Consider the following 20,871-nt stretch of genomic DNA (forward strand, 5'->3'; position numbering starts at 1 on the left):
CGGTCAGCCGGCCCAGACGTCTTCCACGTAGTGGCCGGACTCGGTCAGGGCGGCCAGCCAGGCGGCGGCCTCGTCGTCGTCCGCGCCCGTGCGGTCGCGGTAGATCGCCATGAACGCCTCCCGCACCGCCGGGGCCATACGGCGGCCGTCTCCGCAGGTGTAGACGCGTCCGCCGGCCTCCAGTACCGCCCAGACCTCGTCGCTCTCCTTCGCGATGCGGTCCTGGACGAAGCGGACACCGTCCTCGGGGGCGCAGGAGAAGGTGGGCCGCATGCTGACGGATCCGGCTGCCTCGGCCACCTCGAATTCCGCACGGTGGAGATAGTCGACATCGGGGTGGTCGCAGCCGAAGTAGCACAGCAGCGTTCCCGTCGACCGGGTGTGGTGGCGGTCGAGGACCGCGCCGCGGAAGGGCGCCAGACCAGTGCCCGCGCTGACCAGGATCACCGGCACTGACTCGTCCTGCGGCAGGCGGAAGGACTCGTTGCACGGCAGCACCCTGGCCTGGAGGATGTCGCCGGCGTTGACGGTCTGGAGGTAGTGCGAGGCGATGCCGTGGAACGTGCCCTCGCCGCCACGGTGGGGCGCGGTGAGCAGCGACACCATCAGGTCGACCTCACCGGGTGCCGCTTCGGCGGACGAGGAGATCGAGTAGTGGCGCGGGCGAAGGACGGGCAGCAGTTCCAGGAAGCGTTCGAAGGGCAGCTCGCAGGCGCGGTAGCGCTCCAGCAGGTCCAGGACGCTGTGTCCGGCGGCGGTCACCCGCTCGCGGAAGGTCTCCGGGTCCGCCGTCGCGAGTTCGGCCAGGGGCCGCTTCTCGGGCGGGCAGGCGGTGTGCTCGGCGAGCACGGCGACCTGCTCCTGGGTGGCGGCATCCTGCAGTTCCACGAAGTCGGTCAGCAGGCGGCGCACGGTCAGCGGCCGGTCGACGGGCAGGGCGTTGCGGGTACGGCGACGGGCGCGCAGTCGCACGGTGCGGTCCAGGTCAAGGCCGAAGCGGTCGGCCACCCGGCGCACGAGGGCGTCCGGGTTGCTCGGCAGTACGGCCAGGTGGTCGCCGGTGCGGTAGGTGACGCCCTGCGGCAGCCGCAGTCTCAGGAATCGCTTGGAGCGGCCCAACCCGTTGTCCATGTCGACCAGTTCGTACGCGTCGAGCACCTCCATCGGCTGTACGCCGTGCCGTGCCGCGAGACCGCCGATGACCGATTCGGTCGCGTCCTCCAACTCGTACAGTCCCGCCTCCTGGTCGGCGGCCGGCTCAGCCTCCTGCGCTGCTGCCGCGGCTCCGTACCGCTCCAGCAGAGCGGTCCACAGGTCGCCGGTCCACCGGTCCACCGTGCCGACGAAGTCTCCGGCGGCGTCCGCGGCGCCGCGCTCCAGCAGTGAGGTGGCGCCCGCGGCCGTGAGCCGCTCGTCGATGAAGGCGGGGATCCGCTGGTAGGTGGCGGCCCAGTTGCGGTCTCCGACGCCGAGTACGGCGTACTGGAGGCCGTCGAGCGCGCCGGGCTCCAGGCCCTCCAGCCATGCGACGAATTCCGTGGCGTCGTCGGTGGGCCTGCCGTTGTAGGAGGCGGCCACGATCACCACCGGTCCGTCACCCGCGGAGAGTTTGCCCACGGTGTCGTCGAGGGGCGCGATGGACGGGGCGAAGCCGTGCTCGTCGCCGTCCGCCGCCAGGTCGCGTGTGATGCCCGCACAGGTGCCCAGGTTTGAGCCGTGCAGGAGGGTCAGCGCGGTGCCGGTGGCGCGCCGGGCTGCGGGCCGGTCCTCGTGGGCGGGAGCGCTGCTCGCGGTGACGGTCGTGGCGGTGGGCAGGCGGCGCTCCCCGCTGGTGCGCCGGGCCAGGTTCAGCGTGAACTCGTCGGGCTTGAGGGTGAGCGACTGCTTGATCTTCAGCTGGTAGTCGGTGTGGTCGATCAGGCGGTAGCGGTGGATCACCAGCGCGAGGACCAGCGTCGCCTCGTGCAGCGCGAACTGGCGGCCGATACAGGCGCGTTCGCCGCTGCCGAACGGCTTGAACAGATGGACCGGCCGCTCCTCCTCCCGCTCGGGCAGGAACCGGTCGGGGTCGAACAGCTCGACGTTCTCGCCCCAGGCGGGGTCCCGGTGCAGCTGCGGGATGAGGATCTGGATCGACTCGCCCCTGCGCACGGCGTACTTGCCGCCGATGACGGTGTCCTCCAGCGGCTCCACAGCGTACGCGGGGGCCGTCGGCCACAGCCGCAGGCCTTCGTTGAGCACCTGGCGGATGTACGTCAGCTTCCCGATGTCCCCGTACTCGGGCTCCGGGGCGTCGGTGTCACCCCACAGCGCGTCGACCTCGGCCTGGGCGCGGGCGAGGACCTCGGGGTGCTTGGTCAGGTAGTAGAGGGCGAAGGACAGAGCACCGCTGGTGGTCTCGTGGCCGGCGATGAGGAACGTGATCGCCTGGTAGCGGATGTTGATGTCGTCCAGGGGCTCGCCCGTCACCGCGTCACGGGTGTGCAGCATGCGCCCGAGCAGGTCGTCGGTGCTCTGGTCTCCGGACGCCCGGCGCTCTCGGATCACGTCGTCGACCAGGTCCTTCATCAGGGTCACGTCGGCGCGGAACTGCTCGGCCTGCTTCCACTTGAACAGCTCCGCGCCCGGGATGGACTCCCCTTTGTCCTGGGCGAAGGCGAGCGCTCGTGACAGGGCGGCGACGAAGGGGTGCGGCTCCTCACGGCCAAAGGACTCGAAGTCGTATCCGAAGCCGCACAGACCGATCGTGTCGAACGTCAGCCGCGTCATGTCACCGGCCACGTCCACGGGCTCCGTCCCGGCCGCCCGGTCCCACTTCCCGATGAGCTCCCGGGCGACCTTGAGCATCGTCGCGTGGTAGCCGCGCATCGCGCCGAGCGAGAAGGCCGGCATCAGGACGTCGTGCGCCTTGCGCCAGTTGGGCTCGTCGTTGAACGCGGTGAAGAGCCCGTCGCCGCCGATCTCGCGAAGGATCACGAGGTCGGGGTGCACGTTCTTGCGGAACCGGCTCTCGTCCGCCAGCTCGGTGACCAGGTCCAGGTCGGAGGCGAAGTTGATCTCGTTGCCGAAGATACGGAGCTTGAACAGCGGCCCCAGCTCCTTGGCCTCCTTCATCACGTAGAGCAGGCCGTCGGCGCCACCCGGGATGTCGAAGGCGTGGCCGACCAGGGGCAGGGCGGGGCGCTGCGGGATCGGCTCGGTGATGCCGCGCAGGGTCTCGTGAGTCATGAACTTGCCTTTCGTTCGGCGCAGGCTGTCGCTGGCCAGAACCGTACAGGCGACATTGTCACTCGACAATGTCGATCGATCGTGTTGACCGACACAGTCGATTGACGGAACCATCGGAGACACTGAAACGTCCGGCCGGTCCAGGGCCCGGAATCGGATCTTGTCGAGCGACCTGTTCGCCAGACTGAGTCGCATAGGATGCCGTCATGGCTCATGTATCCGCGGCGGAGCGCCGCCCTCAACTGATCAAGGCGGCCATCGAGCTGATGGCCAGGGAGGGCGTCGCCGCCGGCAGCACCCGCGCCATCGCCGCAGAGCTCGGTGTGGCCCAGGCGACCGTGCACTACACCTTCGGCACGAAGGAAGAGCTGTACCGGGCCGTCATGGAGCAGCTCACCCAGGACCTGGTCGCCCAGGTGGAGCAGGCCGCACCCACGGCCGCGAGCTTCGAGGACACGATCGCCACGCTCGCCGAGGCCCTGTGGCGCACCGTGCTCGAACAGCCCGCGTCCTACCAGCTCCTCACGGAGCTGTCGATGTTCGCCCTGCGCGCACCCCATCTCCAGGAGGCTCTGCACAGCCACCACCGCGACGTCTCGGCCGTGACGACGAAGCTGATCAGTGCGGCCACCGAACGCACCGGCCACCAACTCGCCCAGCCCGCCGAGGTGATCGCGAGGTTCTTCCTCGCGGGTTTCGACGGACTGACGATGCAGCACCTCTCAGTGCCGGACGAGGAAGCCGAAGGGGTCTGCATGCGAGCGCTGGTCTCCGCCGTCCTGGCCATGGCCTGAGGGCACCCGCGACCGACGGGAAACCCGTCGAGCCCACCTTGTCGGTCGGCTGGGACGGACTGCCCCGACAGCATGTCCCCCCGCCGGGCAAGATGCCCGGCGGGCCTCCGGCAACACGCAGATGGTGATGCCGGACACCAAGAACAACCGGACAGCAGGCACCCGGCATGCCCTCGTCAACGGTTACTGTGGGCAAGATATCCCATGTTAATTTCATCCACTGGGGGCCTACTCCGGCCCGGCCAGGGGCGAGTGGCAGGTGGAGAACGCGGCCATCGCCCCGGAGAACTACCGGAAGTACGGCACCGACGCCACGTCGAGCAGTTCACGGCGAGTGCCTGCAAACCGGCCGACTGCGCACAGCTGGCCAAGGACATGGGCGCCAAGTACACGGTACTCACGGCCCGTCACCACGATGGGTTCGCGCTGTGGCCGTCCCCGCACCCCAACGCCTGGCACAGCGGACAGGCGCCCCTGCGACGTGACTTCATCAGTCAGTACGTCATGACCGTGCACGAGGCCGCGTTGCGGGTGGGTCTGTACTACTCGCCGTTGAGCTGGCGCTACCCCGGCTATTACGACGTCCGCGGCACCAACTGCCTTCCGAGCGAGTGGGGTTAGGTCACCGACTGGTGGATCTTCGCGCCGGGGTCGGTACTGCTTGGTACTGCGTGCCGTCCGCCGTGCTGAGATTGGGCTGAGCGCGGCGTCGGTTCGCCGGAGCTCGGTGGTGCCTGGATGCCGTGGTAGGACCTGCACAAGCTCTTCGCCGGCCCGCTGGAAGCCCACCAGGCCGACGTCGACTTCTTCCACACGGGCGGCGCCCGCCCGTCACTTCCGCACTGTCGCCCCGAAGAGAAGGGGTTCGCCCGAGCGCAGGTGTTCCCTCAGCGACTGCTCGGTGCTGCTCACGTGCAGCAGTGCGGCGGCCTGGCTGAGAAGGGCGTCGCGGGTGGACAGGGCGTTGAAGATCGCCTCGTGCTCGGCGAGCGTGCGGCCCGCGGCCTTGTCGTCGACCAGACCGCGCCAGATGCGGGCGCGCAGGGTACGGCCAGAGATCCCTTCGAGGAGGGTGAGGAGGCTTTCGTTGCCCGTGGCCGACACGACGGCCCGGTGGAAGGCGGCATCGTGTGCGTTGAGCTGTTCGACGTCGTCGCGGGCCTCGCGCATGGCGTCCAAGTGCCGCTTCACGTCGGCCAACTGTTCATCGGAGATCCGGGTGGCGGCAAGCGCCGTGGCGACCGGTTCGAGGAGCCGCCGTACCTCCATGAGGTCCTGAAGGGCGGCCGAGTCGCCCTGCAGCAGTTCCACCGCGCCGCCGAGCCCCTCCAGGAGCAGGCTCGGCTGGAGGCTGGTCACATAGGTGCCGTCGCCGCGCCGGACTTCCAGAACCCGCGCGACGGCCAGTGCCTTGACCGCTTCCCGGGCGAGATTGCGGGACAGGCCCAGCTGGGCCGCCAGGTCCGGCTCCGGTGGGAGCTTCGAGCCCGGCGGCAGGGCACCGGTCCGGATCAGCTCTCGGATCTGGTCGATGGCCTTGTCCGTCAGAGACACCGCGCATCCCTCCCCCCACCGTGCTCCGCGAGCACGTCAGCCCTGATCAGCCCCTGAGCGCGGAGATCGTGCCAGAGACCGACAGGGACGCGCTGATCTTGGAGTTTCACGTTCCGTCGACCGGTTCCGGGGTTCGCATGCCGAGGGTGGCGTTGATGATACTGGGTTGCGTGCGCGGGAAGGCGATCGCGGCGGCGGGCAGGGTGGTCCCGTGCGCCTCGCAGACCTCGGCGATCGCCCGGGCACGGGCGACCAGGGCCGGCGGGGCTTCCTGGTAGTCGTACTTCATCCGTCCCTCGCCCGGGTCGAGGCGCAGCATCACCTCGCCGAGGGCCACCACGTCGATCACGTCATGCTCCTCTCCACCGCCTCGGCGGTGGAGACGGCGGATCTCCTCGTAGTCGCCGCGCCGAAGGTGGTCGGGGGTGGCCATCCAGCTGCCGCCGACGGCAAGGACCGCCGAGTGGGCGAGGTAGGCCGCCACGCCGGAAGCGCCGACCCCGCCGGTCGGCACGAAGCTCATCCCGGGAAAGGGAGCGGCGAGCGCTCGCAGCGTCCGCACACCGCCGAGCGGCTCGGCGGGAAAGAGCTTGACGGTGTCGAGGCCCGCCTGCAGGGCACGCATCAACTCGGTGGCGATGCCGGGCACCACGGGCACCCCCAGATCGCGGCACTTCGCGACGACCTCCTCGTCGAAGCCGGGCGAGACCACGAAACGAGCCCCGGCCGCCACGGCCCGCTCCGCCTGCTCGGGTGTGAGGACCGTGCCTGCGCCGACGGCCAGACCACCGTGGGCGGCCATCTCCTTGAGCACCAGCTCGGCGTCCGGTGTGCGGAACGTGACCTCGGCGCACCGGGCACCACCCGCCGCAAGCGCGGCGGCCAGCGGGCGGCGGTCGAGACGCGCCGCACCGTCAGTACCGGCAGCACACGGGCTCCGGCCAGCACGGAGGCCAGGCCGGTGCCGCTCATCGGCCGAGCCATCCGCCGTCGACGGGCAGGACGACTCCCTGGAGGCAGGCGGCGGCGTCCGAGGCGAGGAACACCGTGGCACCCGCCAGGTCGTCGGCATCGCCCCAACGGCCGGCCGGGATCCGGTCCAGGATCGCCTTGCTGCGCACCGGGTCGTCCTGCAGCGCCTGGGTGTTGTCGGTGGCGATGTAGCCGGGTGCGATGGCGTTGACGTTCACGCCGTGCGGGGCCCACTCGTTGGCGAGCGCCTTGGTCAACCCGGCGACGCCGTGCTTGGCGGCGGTGTGGCCGGGGACCGTGATGCCACCCTGGAAACTGAGCAGCGACGCCGTGAAGATGACCTTGCCATGGCCGCGGGCCACCATGGCCGAGCCGACCGCCCGCGTCAGCGCGAACTGCCCGTTGAGGTTGACTTGTGGTACCAACTCCCAATTTTCGTCCGGGTGTTCGGTGGCCGGAACACGGCCCGTACGGCCTCGGGATCGGCGAAGTCGGTCCGAATCACCTCGAAGGTACGGCCCGCGGCGAGGAGGTCCTTCTCCACCGCGCACGACGGCAGGCCGCGCCTCACGGACCTCGGACTGCCCGGCGAACCGCAGAGACTCCCCGGTGCATCCCTTCCCCTGGTGGAGGTGACGGCCACAGGTCACGGCCGTGGCTGGTCGGGCCACCGCCTCGTGGCCACCGATCTCGGCGGGCGTCTGCGCCACCGGACCCACAGCGCTATACCCGCCGCCCTGTCCTTCAGCTCCGACGGCGGCCCCGACGCCGCGTTCGCCGCGCTGACCCGCTACCGCCGCGCCCAGCGCCGCCCGCACACCGACCACCAGCGTCTGCCCGTCATCTTCAACGACTACATGAACTGCCTGATGGGCGACCCCACGACCGAGAAACTGCTGCCGCACATCGACGCGGCGGCCGACGCGGGCGCCAAGTACGTCGTGATCGACGCCGGCTGGTACGACGGCGACAACGGCGGCTGGTGGACCACCGTCGGCGCCTGGGAACCGGACACGGCCGACCTCACCGTGACCCTGCCCACCGTGCCGTCCGCGGCCCTGCTCCGCATCACCCGCACGGAGCCGGACGCTCCCTGAGCTCCGCCCTGCCACTCACCCGACGAAAGGACGACCAAGGGTGCCCGCCCAGAACCAGCCCGCCCGCGCCGCCAACCCCGTGCTCCCCGGGGCTCCACCCCGACCCGAGCATCTGCCGTGTCGGCGACCACTACTACCTCGCCTGCTCCAGCTTCGAGTACTTCCCCGGCTACCCCTCTTCCACAGCCGTGACCTGGTGCACTGGCGGCAGATCGGCAACGTACTGGACATCACCATCACGGACCCACCGCCCCCGCACGGACCGTGCACCGGACCCGACGTCGTCTCCCTCGGCATCGAACAACCCGACGGCACGTCCACCGGGTTCGCGGCCCTCGACGGCCGCTATCTGTCGACCGAGGTCGCCGGCGACTTCACCGGCCGGGTCATCGGCATGTACGCCACTGCAGGCACCGTCCACTTCGACTGGTTCGACTACGAACCCCTCGAAGGCTGAGGCGGCGCGGCGCAGGCCGTCCTCGACGAGGACGGTGGCGCGTGCCCAGATGGGGCCGCGCCAGTGGCCGTCGGCGAGGTAGTGCGGTGACGCGGTCAGTTCGGTGGCAAGGCCGTACGGGGTCAGATGGGCCTTGATGTGGTCGGCCAGCGCGCTGCTGACGTCCCCGGGCAGGAGCTCGCCCAGGGCGATGGGCATCAGGTCCAGGAGGCCGGCAGGGCGGCGCCGGGTGCGCGCCGTGCGGTGAGCCAGAAGTGCGTCCAGCGCTCCAGTCGGCCGTATGCCTCGGACAGCTCCCCCTGGCTGGGACGGGTGGGCAGTCGGCGGCGCAGGTGGCCGAACGCCCAGCCGTGGATGGGCGGTTTGACGAAGTTGTACAGGACCTCGGAGTGGGTGACGGAGTCGGGCAGGGCACCGCTGTCGTCCTGGTGGTCGAAGGGCAGCGCGAACTGGTCAAGGGCCGGTTCGGGGCAGCCCGGCGCGAGCCCGAGAGCGTTGGAGCAGTGGTCCCAGCTCCAGACCTTTGGCAGCTCCACTCCGATCGCGCTGTACGTCATCGCCGCCGCAGTGCTCACCGTCGTCGCGGTGGCGGCGGCCAAGGAAACCCGCCACCGGGACCTGGCCGACGTCGCTCGTCCCACCGGTTCCACAGCGGACCGGGCGGCCGCCGCGCAGGACGCCCGCACCGTCTGACCCGCCAGGAGCCCGGCCTCCGGCCCCCGTACGTCCGTACCGTACGGGGGTCAGCGCTGTGGCGGCGCCGACAAGTGGTGCAGGCGCAGCGCGAGTTGTATCTCCAAAACCCGGGCGGGGCTCTGCCAGTCGTCGCCGAGGAGACGGCCGACGCGCTCCAGACGCTGGGCGACCGTGTTCACGTGGACGTGCAGTTCGTCCTTGGTGCGGGCGGGGCTCATGCCGCAGGCGAAGTACGCGTCGAGGGTGCGCAGCAGTTCCGTGCCGCGTCGCCGGTCGTAGGCGACGACCTGGCCGATGGTGCGGTCGACGAAACCCGGGATGTCCCGGTCGCCTGCCAGGAGCAGTCCCAGGAAGCCGAAGTCCTCGGCGGCGGCCCCGTCCCCGGGGCGGCCGAGGACACGCAGGGCCTCGAGGCAGCGGCGGGCCTCCGCATAGGCCGTGGCCACGGTCTCGGCGCGGGTGGCGAGGTCCTCGGCGGGTGCGGAAGCGCCGACGGTGACCGGTGCGTGGATCGCTGTGCCGAGGTGCCGGGCGGCACTGCGGGCGACGTCGGTGGCGATGTCGCCGGGGCCGAGGGGCAGCAGCAGGACGGCGCCGCCGTCGCGCGCGGCGGCCAGGCCGTGCCGGATCGCAGCCAGGTGGGACGCCGCCGCTGCCAGGCGTCTGCGGGCGTCCGCCTCCTGGTCGGCGTCGGCCGAGCCGCCCTCCAGCCGCGCGGCCAGCACGACGTGGAGGGCGTCGAGGTCGGCGTGGAGCCGGGCCGCGCGCTCCCGCAGCAGGCGCGGGTCGCGGTCACGGGCGTCCAGCAGGTCGTCCAGCAGCTCACCGCGCACCCGCTGTTCGGCCTCGGCGGCGGATCTGCGAGCCAGGAGCAGCAGGGAGGTGACCATGGCGGCACGCTCCAGGGTGCGCTGGTCGACGGGGTCGAGTCCCGGTTGCCCCCGCAGTACGAGCGCGCCGAGCAGTTCACCGCCGGCGGCGACGGCGGCGATCCAGTCGTCCTCGTGCAGCACCGCGTGGCCCTGCGCGCCGGACTTCTCCAGGGCCCCGGCGGGTGCGGCGGCGGCCTCGGCGAACTCGACCGTGCCGTCGAGGATCTCGGATACCGCGGCGGCCACGTCGTGCACCCCGCCGCCGCGCAGGACGAGTTCGGCGAGCCGGTCGTGCACGTCGGAGGCGCGCTCGATGACGCCGCTGCGGTCCCGGATGATCTCGTTGGCCCGCTCCAGGCCGGCGAGGGCCGACCGGGTCTCGGCGAGCAGGTTGGCGGTGTCGATGGCGGCCGCGGCGAGGGCGGCGAAGGAGCCGAGCAGGGCGATCTGCTCCCGCTCGAAGACCCGGGCGCGGCGGTCCGCGGCGAACAGCACGCCGATGACGTGGTGCCCGAGGGTCAGCGGCACGCCGAGGATGGCCACCAGACCCTCGTCCCGCACGCCCGCGTCGATGGTGAGGGTGTGCTGGAAGCGGTCGTCCTTGAAGTAGTCGTCGGTGACATAGGGACGCGCGGTCTGGGCGACCAGGCCGCCGAGCCCCTCCCCCATGCCGAGCCGCAGCTGCTGGAACCGGGCCGCGACCGAGCCCTCGGTGACCCGCATGTAGGTGTCGCCGCGCTCCGTGTCGTGCAGGCTGAGGTAGGCGACGTCCGTGCCCAACAGCGAGCGGGCGCGCTGCACGATCGCCTGGAGTACGGCGTCGAGGTCACGCAGCCCGGCGAGGTCGTGGGCGGTCTCGAACAGTGCGGACAGCTCGGCCTCGCGCCGGCGTCGTCCCTCCAGCTCGGCGCGTACGCGCAGGGCGAGCGGCTTGGCCTGCCGGAGCGCGGCGATCCACTCCGCCGGGCGCCCTTCGGCACGCGCGAGCAGCTCCGGCTGCTCGTAGGCGTCGGCCGACGCGCCCCTGGCCAGGAGCTCGAGGAACGGCGTTTCGGCGGACTGCACGTGATCGCTGGACATGCTCACAGGATTCACCATGACCGGCCCGTCCCGTCAGCCCTGTGGACAACTTCCCCGGCCGACGGGACCGGCTGCTCAGTGGGCGGTCCAGCCACCGTCGAGCACGAGCGAGGCACCGGTCACGAAGGACGCCTGTGGGCTGCACAGGTACGCCACCGCCTCGGCGACCTCCTCCGGTTCGATCAGCCGTTTGACGGCGCTGTCCTGCAGCAGCACCTCGGACAGGACGCGCTCTTCGGGGATGCCGTGCGCCTGGGCCTGGTCGGCGAGCTGCTGCTCGACCAGTGGGGTGCGCACATAGGCGGGGTTCACACAGTTCGAGGTGACACCGTGGGGTGCGCCTTCGAGGGCGGTGGTCTTGGACAGCCCCTCCAGACCGTGCTTGGCGGCTACGTAGGCCGACTTGCAGGCCGAGGCACGCAGCCCGTGGACGGACGACACGTTCACCACGCGGCCCCACCCCTGCCCGTACATGTGAGGCAGGGCCCCGCGGATGAGCCGGAACGGTGCCTCCAGCATCACGGTGAGCACCGTGTGGAACACCTCGGGCGGGAACTCCTCGATGGGACTGACCAGTTGGAGCCCGGCGTTGTTGACGAGGACGTCGGTGCCCGCGGCGGCGAGTTCGGCGGCGTCCAGGTCGGTGAGGTCGAGGACGTGCGGCTCCACCGTGCCGGCGAGGCCGCGCCCGTGGCCGGCCAGGGCCTCCAGGCCCGCGGCGTCCCGGTCGACGGCTCTGACCTTGGCCCCGGCGGCCGCGAGCCGCAGCGCGCAGGCACGGCCGATGCCGCCGGCGGCGCCGGTGACGAGCGCGGTGCGGCCGCCCAGGTCGAGCGGGGAGGCGTGGGGGGCCGGAAGGGCACGGGACGCGGTCATGGTTCGACCCTAGGCAGCGCCCATGCCCCACCCCATGTGGTCACACCCCATAGTTCAGCCGACGGCAGTGGGGTCGAACCATGTGGGGGCGTCCGACAGGGCCTGCTTGATCCGGAACGTGCCGAACTCGTTCAGCTCGGGCAGCGCGTCGACGTCGAACCAGGCCACGTCCAGCGACTCGTCGTCGTTGACCCGCGCCTCGCCGCCGACGGCCCGGCAGCGGAAGGTGATGTCCATGTACTGGCAGGTGTCACCGTTCTCGTACGTGACGGGCTCCAGGGCCTGGACGAGGACGACCCGTTCGGCGACGCAACGCACGGCCGTCTCCTCGTGGACCTCCCGCACCGCGCAGGCCGCGGGCTGCTCCCCCGGGTCCGGGATGCCACCGAGCACGGACCACTTGCGCGTGTCGGCCCGGCGGTTGAGCAGCACTCTGCCCTCGTCGTCGAAGACGAGGGCGGTGACCCCGGGGAGCCAGAGCAGCTGATGACCGGCCGAGGCACGGAGCGTGCGGATGAAGTCGGGAGTAGCCATGCCGTCGACCCTAATGGGCCGCTTCGGGCACCCCGGCGCGATTCAGGCGGCGTGCGACGGGCGTACGGCTACACGTCACCGGTTCGTCGCCCGCGCAGTCCGGCGCCGACGGCCCAGCCGAGTCCGCCGGCCGCGACCAGCACGAGGGCGATCTCCGGCAGGACGCCGAGCCGTGTGGCGGGGGTCTGCGAGGACCGCAGCGGCACCTTCTGCACCAGGGAGTCGGCCACGAACATGCCGGTCCGCTGTGTGATCCTGCCGTCCGGCATGATGATCGCGCTCACTCCGCTGGTCACCGGTACCGTCACCGTCCGGCTGTGCTCGACCGCGCGAACGCGGGACATGGCGAGCTGCTGGTAGGTCATCTCGCTGCGGTCGAAGGTGGCGTTGTTGCTGGGCACGGAGATCATCTGGGCACCGTCGGTCACCTCCGAGCGCACGGTCCAGTCGAAGGCGGCCTCATAGCAGGTGACGAGGCCTACCTTGGCGCCGTCCATGGTGAACACGCCCGGCTCGGTGCCCCGGCTGAAGTCCTGGCGGACCATCGCCGTCCAGTTCTCGTTGATCGCGCCGATGAGCGAGCGCAGCGGCAGGTACTCGCCGAACGGCTGGATCTGGCGTTTGTCGTAGGTGTCGAGGGGGCCCTTCGCCGGGTCCCACAGGATCTGCTCGTTGTACAGCTTGCCGTCCCGCTCGACGACGCCGCCGACCGAGAGGGGCACGCCGATGGACCTGACCGCCGCGTCGATGACGGCGCGGGCGTCGGGGTTGGCGAAGGGGTCGATGTCGGAGGAGTTCTCCGGCCACAGCACGACGTCGGGCCGCGCGACCTTGCCCGCCTTGACCTCGGCGGCCAGACGTTCCGTCTCGCGCGCGTGGTAGTCGAGCACGGCCCGCCGCTGGGAGTTGAAGTCGAGGCCGGCGCGCGGCACGTTGCCCTGGATCACCGCGACGGTCACGCTGCCGTCCTCGGCCTTGTCGCTGACCAGCGCCCGGGCGGCGAACGCCCCCAGGACCGGGATGCCCATGCTCAACACGGCGACGGCTGCCGCCGCGCGCCGCACGACCCCGGTGGCCCGCCGCTCCAGGCCGAGACGCACGATCTCGTACAGTCCGAAGCCGCACAGGACCACGGCGAAGCCGAGCAGCGGGGTGCCGCCCACCGCGGCGAGCGGCAGGAACACACCGTCCGCCTGGCCGAAGGCGACCTTTCCCCAGGGGAAGCCGTTGAAGGGCGCACGCGCGCGTGCCGCCTCGCCTGCGATCCACACGGCGGCCGCCCACACCGGCCAGCCGGGCAGCCTCGACACGGCCGCGACCCCCACACCGACCAGGGCGACGAAGAGCGCCTCGATCGCCACCAGGGCGAGCCAGGGCCCCGGTCCCACCTCCACTCCGGTCCACACCAGCAGCGGCAGCAGGAAGCCGAGGCCGAAGAGGTAGCCGTAGCCGAGTGCCGCCTTCCAGCCCCGGCCGCGCAGGACCCAGCCGAAGACGGCGAAGGCCGGCAGGGCCAGCCACCACAGCGTGCGGGGCGGGAAGGAGACATAGAGGAGCAGGCCGGAGAGCGCGGCTGCGGCGGCCGGAACGAGACGTGCGAGCCGCCGGGCCCACGTCCGCGCCCCGGGCGCGGTCCGCGGCTCCAGCTGGTCCGACTCGCCGACGGAGGTTGCGGTGACGGTCACTCCCGGAGTGTAAGGCGCATGACCTTGACGCCGACAGCGCGGTAGGGGTCGCAGACTCCCTATTCATTTCGTCACGACACATCCACAAACCGTCCACCAGCCGTTACGGTGTCCAAGCCTCAGTCGTACGGCCCGTGGCGGCCCGTGCGGCCGGGGTCTTCACAAGTCGGGGGCAAGGGTGCGCCGGGGGGCGGGCGGGGTGGGTTCCAGTGGGATGACGTCCGCGTCCGGGTCGGACGCGGACGGCGAAAGACGAATCGTTTCTGACGCGGCGGGTGTCGTGGTGCTGGGCGCCTGCGCCGCATGGTCCCTGGTCACGGCGGCCGCGCACGACGGCAGGCCCGAGGGGGTTCTCCTGGCGGTGCTGGCCGTGGCCGCCGGTTACGCCGCCGGGCGGATCAGCGGGGCGCTGCTGCCGGTCGGCGCGCCCTTCGCCGCAGCGCTGGCCGGCATCGCGCTGCCGGTGGTCGTTCCGCACCTCGCCCCGGGCCCGCAGATCGCCGCGCCCCTGGGGCATGCCGGGGCCACCGCCGCCGTCCTGACGCTGTCGGCCGGTGCCGCGTGCTGTGCGGCCTGGGCCGCACCGGTTCCGGCCGTTCGGTTCGCCCTGCGCCTGCTGGCCGCGGGCACCGCGGTGCTGGCGGCCGTGCTCGGCTCGACGAGCGGCTTCGTGACCTGTCTCGCGGTGCTGGTGTGCTCGCTGGCCGCCGGCCGCACCCGTCACCGCGGCGCCGGGTTGGCCGTACTGGCGGCGGTCACCGCTTCGGTGACCGGTCTGACCTGGGCGATCGCCGCGCGGGCCGTACCCGGCGGGTTCGTGGCCGCTCTGGAGGGGCGGCTGACACCGCACCGCGTGCAGCTGTGGCAGGACGCATGGCATCTCCTGGGCGACGACGCCGCGCTGGGGACCGGCCCGGGCCGCTTCGGGGAGCTGAGCGCGACGTCCGCCGAATCACTGCTGTCCGACGGCAAGCCTCACTCGGCGCCCCTGCAGCAGGCGGCGGAGCAGGGGATCGTGGGCGTGGTCCTGCTGGCGGCGGCGTTCGGCTGGGTCCTGTACGCGCTGTGGCGCGGCCCGCGCCCGACCCCGGTGGTGCTCACCGCCGGCGCGGCCCTGACGGCGGTCGCCGCCATCGCCGCGATCGGCAACGCGCTGAGCTTCACGGCGGTGTCGGTGGGGGCGGGCCTGCTGGCCGGCACGGCCACCGCGCGCCCCCTCGAACCGCCGAGCCGTACTCCGCAGGCGCGGGGAGCGGGACGCGCTTCTGCGTGGTGACCGGTCGGCGTCCCCGTCCCTGACGCCGGCCGCGGCGCGGTTCGGTGATCACAGTCCGTGATCAGTACGGGTGATCACAGCCGGTGACGCGTGCCCGGCGACTCAGCGCGCGGGAGCGCCCGGCTTGGTGGGCCGCAGCCGTGCCTCGATCACCCGTACGGCCGCCTCCGCGTCGTCCACGGTGATCGTGAAGGTGTGCCCGTCCGACAGCTCCAGCTCGACGCCCTCACCGCGTCGTACGACGACCGCGGTGCCCTTCTCGGGCCGCCATCGGTAGCCCCAGCCGCCCCATTGGCGGGGCGTGACGTGGGAGAGGTACGTGGCGCCGGCCACGTGGGTGAGCGGGATACGGCGGCGGGGCACGCCGATGTGGCCGCAGCGCACCTCCAGGTGGTCCTCGTCGACCCGCAGGGCGACGTGCACGAAGGCGAGCGTTCCGAAGAGGACCAGCAGCCCGGCGGCGATGCACCCGACGACGGCCATGACCAGCGGGGCGATGCCGGCCGTCCATGCCGAGTCGACGGCCAGCTCGATGCCGAGCGCCATGCAGGCCGCGCCCGCCAGCGCCAGCAGCCACTGCACCCGGTTGGTGGCACGGCCGGTCCAGACGTCCGTGTGCGGGCTGGGGGCGTTCTCGCCATGGCGGTGGTCCCTCATGTCTATGAGGGTACTCAGGTTTCGCTCCGCTGGTACCTCGTGGCGGAGGGTGACTGCGCCGGGCGGGCATCGCGCCGATCCGGCTCGCCGACGACCCTCCGTGACCGGTGCGGGTCAGCCGGCGGGCGTGACCGCCTGCAGCAGACGCCCTTCGGCGTATGCCAGGGCGGGGGCGGGCAGCGCGCCCTCCCGTCCGCTGAGCAGTACGGTCAGCGTGCCGTGCGGTGGCGCTCCCGGATCGGGCTGCTCGCCGAGCCGGCGCAGGGCCTGGGCGGCCACGGCCCCCGCGGAGCCGTGCAGCACGAGGGGCGGGCGGCCGGGGCGCTGGACGGCGGTCCGGATGCGCTCGGCGACCAGCTCGTAGTGGGTGCAGCCGAGGACGACGGTGGTCACGTCGTTCGGGGTGAGGGCGGCGGCCGCGGACACGGCCGCGTCGATCGCCGTCTCGTCCGCGTGTTCCACCGCCTCGGCGAGGCCCCAGCACGGCACCTCGGTGACGGGCACGCCGCCGGCGAAGTCCCGGATCAGGTTCCGCTGGTAGGGGCTGCCGGTGGTGGCCGGGGTGGCCCAGATGGCGAGGTGCCCGCCGCCGGCCGCGGCCGGCTTGATCGCCGGGACGGTGCCGATGACCGGCAGTCCCGGTTCGAGGCGGGCGCGCAGGGCGGTGAGGGCGTGCACGGTCGCGGTGTTGCAGCCGACGATCAGGGCCTCGGGGCGGCGCGCGGCGGCCGCTTCGGCGACGGCCAGGGCACGCCCGGTCAGGTCCTGCGGCGTGCGCGGCCCCCACGGCATGCCGTCGGGGTCCAGGGAGAGCACGAGATCGGCGTCGGGGCGCAGCCGCCGCATCGCGGCGGTGGCCGCCAGCAGACCGATTCCGGAGTCCATGAGCGCGATCTTCACCCGATCACGATAGACGATGAGCCGTCTCGGGCCGGGCCGGTGGGGCAGACTGCGCGCGTGAGCGCCGTTGTGTGGACTGCCGCCGGATCACTCCTCGCCTGGCTGTGGCTGCTGCTCTGTCAGGGCTTCTTCTGGCGCACCGATGTGCGTCTGCCCGCGCACGCGGAGCCGGAGGCGTGGCCGTCCGTGTGCGTCGTCGTCCCCGCCCGCGACGAGGCTGCCGTGCTGCCCGCCGCGCTGCCGTCGCTGCTCGCTCAGGACTATCCGGGACGGGCGGAGGTCTTCCTCGTCGACGACGGCAGTTCGGACGGTACCGGCGATCTGGCGCGTGAGCTGGCACTCCGGCACGGCGGGCTGCCGCTGACCGTGGACTCTCCGGGCGAGCCGCCGACGGGCTGGACGGGCAAGCTGTGGGCGGTGCGTCACGGCATCGGGCTGGCACGCGCGCGAGGCCCCGAGTACCTCCTCCTGACGGACGCCGACATCGCGCACGCCCCGGACAGCCTGCGGGAGCTGGTGGCGGCGGCCCGTTGCGGCGGGTTCGACGTCGTCTCCCAGATGGCCCGGCTGCGGGTGGAGAGCGTCTGGGAACGGCTCGTCGTACCGGCCTTCGTCTACTTCTTCGCGCAGCTCTACCCCTTCCGCCGGATCGCCGGGAAGGGCCGGACGGCGGCCGCGGCCGGGGGCTGTGTCCTGCTGCGGGTGCAGGCCGCCGAGCGGGTGCGGATCCCGGACGCGATCCGGCACGCCGTGATCGACGACGTGGCGCTCGCCCGGGCCGTGAAGCGCGGCGGCGGCCGCGTCTGGCTGGGGCTCGCCGAGCGGGTGGACAGCGTGCGGCCGTATCCGCGGCTGCACGATCTGTGGCGCATGGTGTCGCGCAGTGCGTACGCCCAGCTGCGGCACAGTCCCCTGCTGCTGGCCGGGACGGCCGCCGGGCTGGTGCTGGTGTATCTGGTCCCGCCCCTGGCGGTCCTGGCCGGCCTTGCCGCCGACCGTGCGCCGGCGGCGGTCATCGGCGGTCTCGCGTGGCTCGTCATGGCGGGGACGTACGTCCCGATGCTGCGCTACTACCGGCAGCCGCTGTGGCTCGCTCCCCTGCTGCCGTTCACCGCGTTCCTGTACCTCCTCATGACGGTCGATTCGGCGGTGCAGCACTACCGGGGGCGGGGTGCGGCCTGGAAGGGCCGCACCTACGCCCGCCCGGACGCCGTGCCCGACGAGGGCTGACGGCCGCCCGGCGCGGTCACTTCCGGCCGGGGGTCCAGTTCATGCCCCACCCGTAGGCGTGGTCGACAGTTCGCTGCGGGCTCACCCCGCGCTCGGGCACCAGGTAGCGCGCCTCCCGCTGGACGATCAGATCGCCGCCGGTGTTGGTGATCAGGGCGAGCGCGCACACGAGCGAGGGGACCGTGCACTCGTCGAGGGAGAACTCGATCGGCGCCCCGTACTGCGGCTGGAGCGTGACCGAGGCGTGCAGGTCGGCGAAGGAGCGGGCGCCTTGGTAGATGGTGACGAAGACGAGGATGCGGCGGAAGGCGTTCTTGTGGTCGAGGTTGACGGTGAGGTTCTCACCCGTCGACACGGCTCCGGTGCGGTCGTCGCCGTCGAGGTGGATGTACGGAGGCTGGTGCAGCGCTCCGAAGCTGTTGCCGAGGGCCTGTACGACGCCCTTGCTGCCGTCGTTGAGTTCGTAGAGCGCGCACAGGTCGAGGTCGAGGTCGGAGTGCATCGCGGTCGGGCGCCCGAACTTGCTGCTCCCCCCCGAGAACTGTTTGCGCACCTCCCAGTTGAGGTTCACGTGCAGCGCGCCGGAGGTGCCGCCCTGCTTCGTGAGGGATACGGAAGGGGCCGCCTTGGTGAGCGTCACCTTGGTGAGGCGGACGGGCGCGGGCGGCGCGGCGGGCGGGGGCGGGGGCGGAACCGTGGGCTGCGGCGTCGGCGGGGGCGTGTGCGTGGCGGCCGGGGGCGCCGAACTCCTGGCCGGGGCCGGGGGCGCCTGCTGCGGCTCGTCCACCGTGATGCCGTAGTCCGTGGCCAGCCCTTCGAGGCCGCTGCTGTAGCCCTGGCCGACGGCGCGGAACTTCCAGGCGCCCTGGCGGCGGTAGAACTCACCCAGCACGAAAGCGGTTTCAGTGGTGGCGCCCGGGTTGTCGAAGCGGGCCACCGGCGTGCCCTGGGCGGCGTCCTGGACCTCGATGTACAGGCCGGGGACCTGCCCGAACGAGCCGCCGTCGGAGGAGGCGGCGAGGACGACCGTCTCGATCGCGGGTTCCACGCGCGCGAGGTCGACGAGGAGCGCGTCGGTCACCCGGCCGTCGGCGGTGCGCTTGCCCTCGTGCCGGATCGCGCCGGAGGAGTGCGCGGGCTGGTTGTAGAAGACGAAGTCCGCGTCCGAGCGGACCTTTCCGCTGACCAGCAGCAAAGCGGAGGCGTCGGCGTCCGGCACGCCCGCTCCGGCCCGCCACCCCAATTCCACCCGCAACGCCGCGGTGGGCACCGGGGTATTTGAACCTTTCAGCATTTGCATGTCCGCCCCCATTGCGTGGCACCGCGCCAGGCTTGTCCCGGCCGTCCGTCGAGTTCGTGCGCACAACCTATTCCTTGCCGCGGCGAAGTCCCATGCGCGACCGCACGGAGACCGGCGGCCAACCCCTGGTAACCGGCCCGGAACTCGGCTTTTACACGATCAAGCCCCCGTTCGGTGCCCCTTTTTGCCAAGTTCGCTCGCATTAGGGATCCCGGGTCACTGCGGACACGGAAAACAACCCTCTTATCGGTCTCCCCAACCAGCACATCGTGGGCTTAACTTATGTGCCATGACCTCCCCCCGCTCCACCTATGGCGGCGGCTACTACTCCGCCTCCTTCCCGGACACCCCGATCTACGACAGGCTCGTCGCCGAGCGGGGCACCCCGCAGATCGCCCCGATCCGGGTCCCCGCTCAGTACGACATGCCGGGCGGCAACCTGCCCGCCCTCCCTTCGGCGCTGCCCGCCCTGCCGGCAGCTCCCTCCCAGCCCGCCTACGGCTATCCGCAGACCCAGCAGCAGCCCGCCCCGCTGCAGCAGGCGCCCGCGGCGTACATCCCGCAGCAGGCCACCGCTCCGCGCGGCTACCCCGGCCCCCAGCCGCAGCAGCCGCGTCCCGTGGCCCCCGCGGGCTACGAGGCGATGCGCCCCGCGGCTCCCCGGCCGGCCCCGGCTCCCTACCAGGACCCGTACAACAACCAGCAGTACCGCGGGTACTGAGCCGGCCTCCGGGGGCTGTCGGTGCCGGCTGGCACGATGGCCCCATGGGGAACGCTCACCTGCACTCGATTCATGTCCATCCGGTCAAGGCGGTCCGGGGCCTGGCGCCCCGGGAGGCCGCCGTGGAGCCCTGGGGGCTGGCCGGAGACCGGCGCTGGGTGCTGATCGACGACGGGGGAAAGGTCGTCACGCAACGCCTGCAGCCGCGCCTCGCGCTCGCCGCCGCCGAGCTTCAGCCCGGTGGCGGCGTCCGTCTGTCCGCGCCCGGCATGGCGCCGTTGTCCGTGCCGGTCCCCCGGCCCTTCGCCACCGTGCCGGTGGAGATCTTCCGCGACAAGGTCGAGGCGGTCCCGGCCGAGGACGAGGCCGCGCACGCCTGGTTCAGCACCTACCTCGGCATCGATGCGCGCCTGGTGCACATGGACGCCCCGGCCACGCGCCGACCCCTCGCCCCTGAGTACGCACAACCCGGTGAGACCGTCTCCTTCGCCGACGGTTTTCCGCTCCTGCTCACCACCACGGCCTCGCTCGACGCCCTCAACTCCCTGATCGCGCAGGGGGAGTGCGCCGGCGAGGGCCCGCTCTCCATGAACCGCTTCCGGCCGAACGTGGTCGTCGCGGGTACCCCCGCCTGGGCCGAGGACGACTGGTCGCGTCTCGCCGTAGGGGAGGTGCTCTTCCGCGTGGCCAAGCCCTGCGGCCGGTGCGTGGTGACCACCACCGACCAGGACACCGGCGAGCGCGGCCGCGAGCCCCTGTCCAGCCTGGGGCGGCACCGCCGGATCGGCGGCAAGCTGGTCTTCGGGCAGAACCTGGTGCCGCTGTCCCGGGGCACGATCCGGGTCGGGGACCCGGTCAGGGTCCTCGACTAGTGCCGCGGCAGGCATCGTTTGCCCGTCAAGGAGCGGCGTCCGGTGCGTGCTCTCGGCGTGCCGGCCGGAA

Annotated in this window: 16 protein-coding genes and 7 pseudogenes; 10 read left to right on the forward strand and 13 right to left on the reverse strand. The window is 72.1% G+C overall.

Features of this window, described 5'->3' with window-relative positions:
- Positions 1-3 precede the first annotated feature (3 nt).
- Entirely contained in the window at positions 4-3,228 is a 3,225-nt protein-coding gene (locus ACFU3E_RS23680; protein ID WP_384161557.1) for a bifunctional cytochrome P450/NADPH--P450 reductase, read from the reverse strand.
- A gap of 206 nt (positions 3,229-3,434) precedes the next feature.
- On the opposite strand from ACFU3E_RS23680, the gene ACFU3E_RS23685 reads away from it, so the two are divergent.
- Positions 3,435-4,022 carry a TetR/AcrR family transcriptional regulator gene (locus tag ACFU3E_RS23685; RefSeq protein WP_384161560.1) on the forward strand — a complete coding sequence of 196 codons (588 nt, stop codon included), beginning with the start codon at positions 3,435-3,437 and terminating at the stop codon, positions 4,020-4,022.
- Between the two features lie 252 nt (positions 4,023-4,274).
- Positions 4,275-4,643, forward strand: coding sequence for an alpha-L-fucosidase (locus ACFU3E_RS23690; RefSeq protein WP_384161563.1), 369 nt, complete (start codon positions 4,275-4,277; stop codon positions 4,641-4,643).
- A gap of 210 nt (positions 4,644-4,853) precedes the next feature.
- Here the strand turns inward: ACFU3E_RS23690 and ACFU3E_RS23695 are convergent, their stop codons facing one another.
- The 4 genes and pseudogenes from ACFU3E_RS23695 to ACFU3E_RS23710 form a co-directional block, all read right to left on the reverse strand.
- Positions 4,854-5,576 carry a FadR/GntR family transcriptional regulator gene (locus ACFU3E_RS23695; protein ID WP_384161566.1) on the reverse strand — a complete coding sequence of 241 codons (723 nt, stop codon included), beginning with the start codon at positions 5,574-5,576 and terminating at the stop codon, positions 4,854-4,856.
- Positions 5,567-5,886: pseudogene (locus ACFU3E_RS23700) on the reverse strand (aldo/keto reductase); the annotation flags it as partial. The gene ACFU3E_RS23695 and the pseudogene ACFU3E_RS23700, both read right to left, overlap by 10 nt.
- Positions 5,887-6,006: 120 nt before the next feature.
- Positions 6,007-6,648 (reverse strand): annotated as a pseudogene (locus ACFU3E_RS23705) (bifunctional 4-hydroxy-2-oxoglutarate aldolase/2-dehydro-3-deoxy-phosphogluconate aldolase); the annotation flags it as partial.
- Positions 6,545-7,092: pseudogene (locus ACFU3E_RS23710) on the reverse strand (SDR family oxidoreductase); the annotation flags it as partial. The pseudogenes ACFU3E_RS23710 and ACFU3E_RS23705, both read right to left, overlap by 104 nt.
- On the opposite strand from ACFU3E_RS23710, the pseudogene ACFU3E_RS23715 reads away from it, so the two are divergent.
- The 3 pseudogenes from ACFU3E_RS23715 to ACFU3E_RS23725 all read left to right on the forward strand — a co-directional run.
- Positions 7,049-7,558: pseudogene (locus tag ACFU3E_RS23715) on the forward strand (hypothetical protein); the annotation flags it as partial. The pseudogenes ACFU3E_RS23710 and ACFU3E_RS23715 sit on opposite strands and share 44 nt — an antisense overlap.
- Positions 7,531-7,800: pseudogene (locus tag ACFU3E_RS23720) on the forward strand (hypothetical protein); the annotation flags it as partial. The pseudogenes ACFU3E_RS23715 and ACFU3E_RS23720, both read left to right, overlap by 28 nt.
- A gap of 89 nt (positions 7,801-7,889) precedes the next feature.
- Positions 7,890-8,102: pseudogene (locus ACFU3E_RS23725) on the forward strand (glycoside hydrolase family 43 protein); the annotation flags it as partial.
- 3 nt (positions 8,103-8,105) lie between these two features.
- On the opposite strand, the pseudogene ACFU3E_RS23730 reads toward ACFU3E_RS23725, so the two are convergent.
- Positions 8,106-8,713 (reverse strand): annotated as a pseudogene (locus tag ACFU3E_RS23730) (hypothetical protein); the annotation flags it as partial.
- Between ACFU3E_RS23730 and ACFU3E_RS23735 the strand changes: the two are divergent.
- Entirely contained in the window at positions 8,670-8,795 is a 126-nt protein-coding gene (locus ACFU3E_RS23735; protein WP_384161612.1) for a hypothetical protein, read from the forward strand. The pseudogene ACFU3E_RS23730 and the gene ACFU3E_RS23735 sit on opposite strands and share 44 nt — an antisense overlap.
- 50 nt (positions 8,796-8,845) lie before the next feature.
- On the opposite strand, the gene ACFU3E_RS23740 is transcribed toward ACFU3E_RS23735, so the two are convergent.
- The 4 genes from ACFU3E_RS23740 to lnt all read right to left on the reverse strand — a co-directional run bounded on the left by ACFU3E_RS23740 (position 8,846) and on the right by lnt (position 13,845).
- On the reverse strand, positions 8,846-10,750 hold the full coding sequence (locus tag ACFU3E_RS23740) for a helix-turn-helix domain-containing protein (protein ID WP_384161568.1): 1,905 nt from the start codon (positions 10,748-10,750) through the stop codon (positions 8,846-8,848).
- A gap of 75 nt (positions 10,751-10,825) precedes the next feature.
- Positions 10,826-11,626 carry a 3-hydroxybutyrate dehydrogenase gene (locus tag ACFU3E_RS23745; protein ID WP_384161571.1) on the reverse strand — a complete coding sequence of 267 codons (801 nt, stop codon included), beginning with the start codon at positions 11,624-11,626 and terminating at the stop codon, positions 10,826-10,828.
- Positions 11,627-11,680: 54 nt separating this feature from the next.
- A complete protein-coding gene (locus ACFU3E_RS23750; protein ID WP_384161574.1) occupies positions 11,681-12,160 on the reverse strand; it encodes an NUDIX domain-containing protein in 480 nt (159 codons plus the stop codon).
- Between the two features lie 68 nt (positions 12,161-12,228).
- The gene (gene lnt, locus ACFU3E_RS23755) at positions 12,229-13,845 is read right to left on the reverse strand and encodes an apolipoprotein N-acyltransferase (protein WP_384161578.1); all 1,617 of its coding nucleotides are present in this window, start codon (positions 13,843-13,845) and stop codon (positions 12,229-12,231) included.
- A 214-nt stretch (positions 13,846-14,059) separates the two neighbouring features.
- Between lnt and ACFU3E_RS23760 the strand changes: the two genes are divergently transcribed.
- Positions 14,060-15,121, forward strand: coding sequence for an O-antigen ligase family protein (locus tag ACFU3E_RS23760; RefSeq protein WP_384161581.1), 1,062 nt, complete (start codon positions 14,060-14,062; stop codon positions 15,119-15,121).
- Between the two features lie 102 nt (positions 15,122-15,223).
- Here the strand turns inward: ACFU3E_RS23760 and ACFU3E_RS23765 are convergent, their stop codons facing one another.
- Both ACFU3E_RS23765 and ACFU3E_RS23770 read right to left on the reverse strand, forming a co-directional pair.
- The gene (locus ACFU3E_RS23765) at positions 15,224-15,778 is read right to left on the reverse strand and encodes a hypothetical protein (RefSeq protein WP_384161584.1); all 555 of its coding nucleotides are present in this window, start codon (positions 15,776-15,778) and stop codon (positions 15,224-15,226) included.
- A gap of 114 nt (positions 15,779-15,892) precedes the next feature.
- Positions 15,893-16,678, reverse strand: a complete 786-nt coding sequence (locus ACFU3E_RS23770) for a glutamate racemase (RefSeq protein ID WP_384161586.1) — start codon at positions 16,676-16,678, stop codon at positions 15,893-15,895.
- A gap of 39 nt (positions 16,679-16,717) precedes the next feature.
- Here ACFU3E_RS23770 and ACFU3E_RS23775 point away from each other — a divergent pair, with 39 nt between their 5' ends.
- Complete coding sequence (locus ACFU3E_RS23775) at positions 16,718-17,908, forward strand: glycosyltransferase (protein WP_384161589.1); 1,191 nt, start codon at positions 16,718-16,720, stop codon at positions 17,906-17,908.
- Between the two features lie 16 nt (positions 17,909-17,924).
- Here ACFU3E_RS23775 and ACFU3E_RS23780 read toward each other — a convergent pair whose 3' ends face one another.
- Positions 17,925-19,202, reverse strand: coding sequence for a TerD family protein (locus ACFU3E_RS23780; protein WP_384161592.1), 1,278 nt, complete (start codon positions 19,200-19,202; stop codon positions 17,925-17,927).
- Between the two features lie 295 nt (positions 19,203-19,497).
- Here ACFU3E_RS23780 and ACFU3E_RS23785 point away from each other — a divergent pair, with 295 nt between their 5' ends.
- The gene (locus ACFU3E_RS23785; RefSeq protein ID WP_384161595.1) at positions 19,498-19,929 is read left to right on the forward strand and encodes a DUF6643 family protein; all 432 of its coding nucleotides are present in this window, start codon (positions 19,498-19,500) and stop codon (positions 19,927-19,929) included.
- Between the two features lie 44 nt (positions 19,930-19,973).
- Complete coding sequence (locus ACFU3E_RS23790; protein WP_384161598.1) at positions 19,974-20,801, forward strand: MOSC domain-containing protein; 828 nt, start codon at positions 19,974-19,976, stop codon at positions 20,799-20,801.
- The last annotated feature ends 70 nt before the right edge of the window (positions 20,802-20,871 follow it).

Origin of the sequence: Streptomyces sp. NPDC057424, from assembly GCF_042803315.1 — a bacterium.
Lineage (GTDB): Bacteria > Actinomycetota > Actinomycetes > Streptomycetales > Streptomycetaceae > Streptomyces.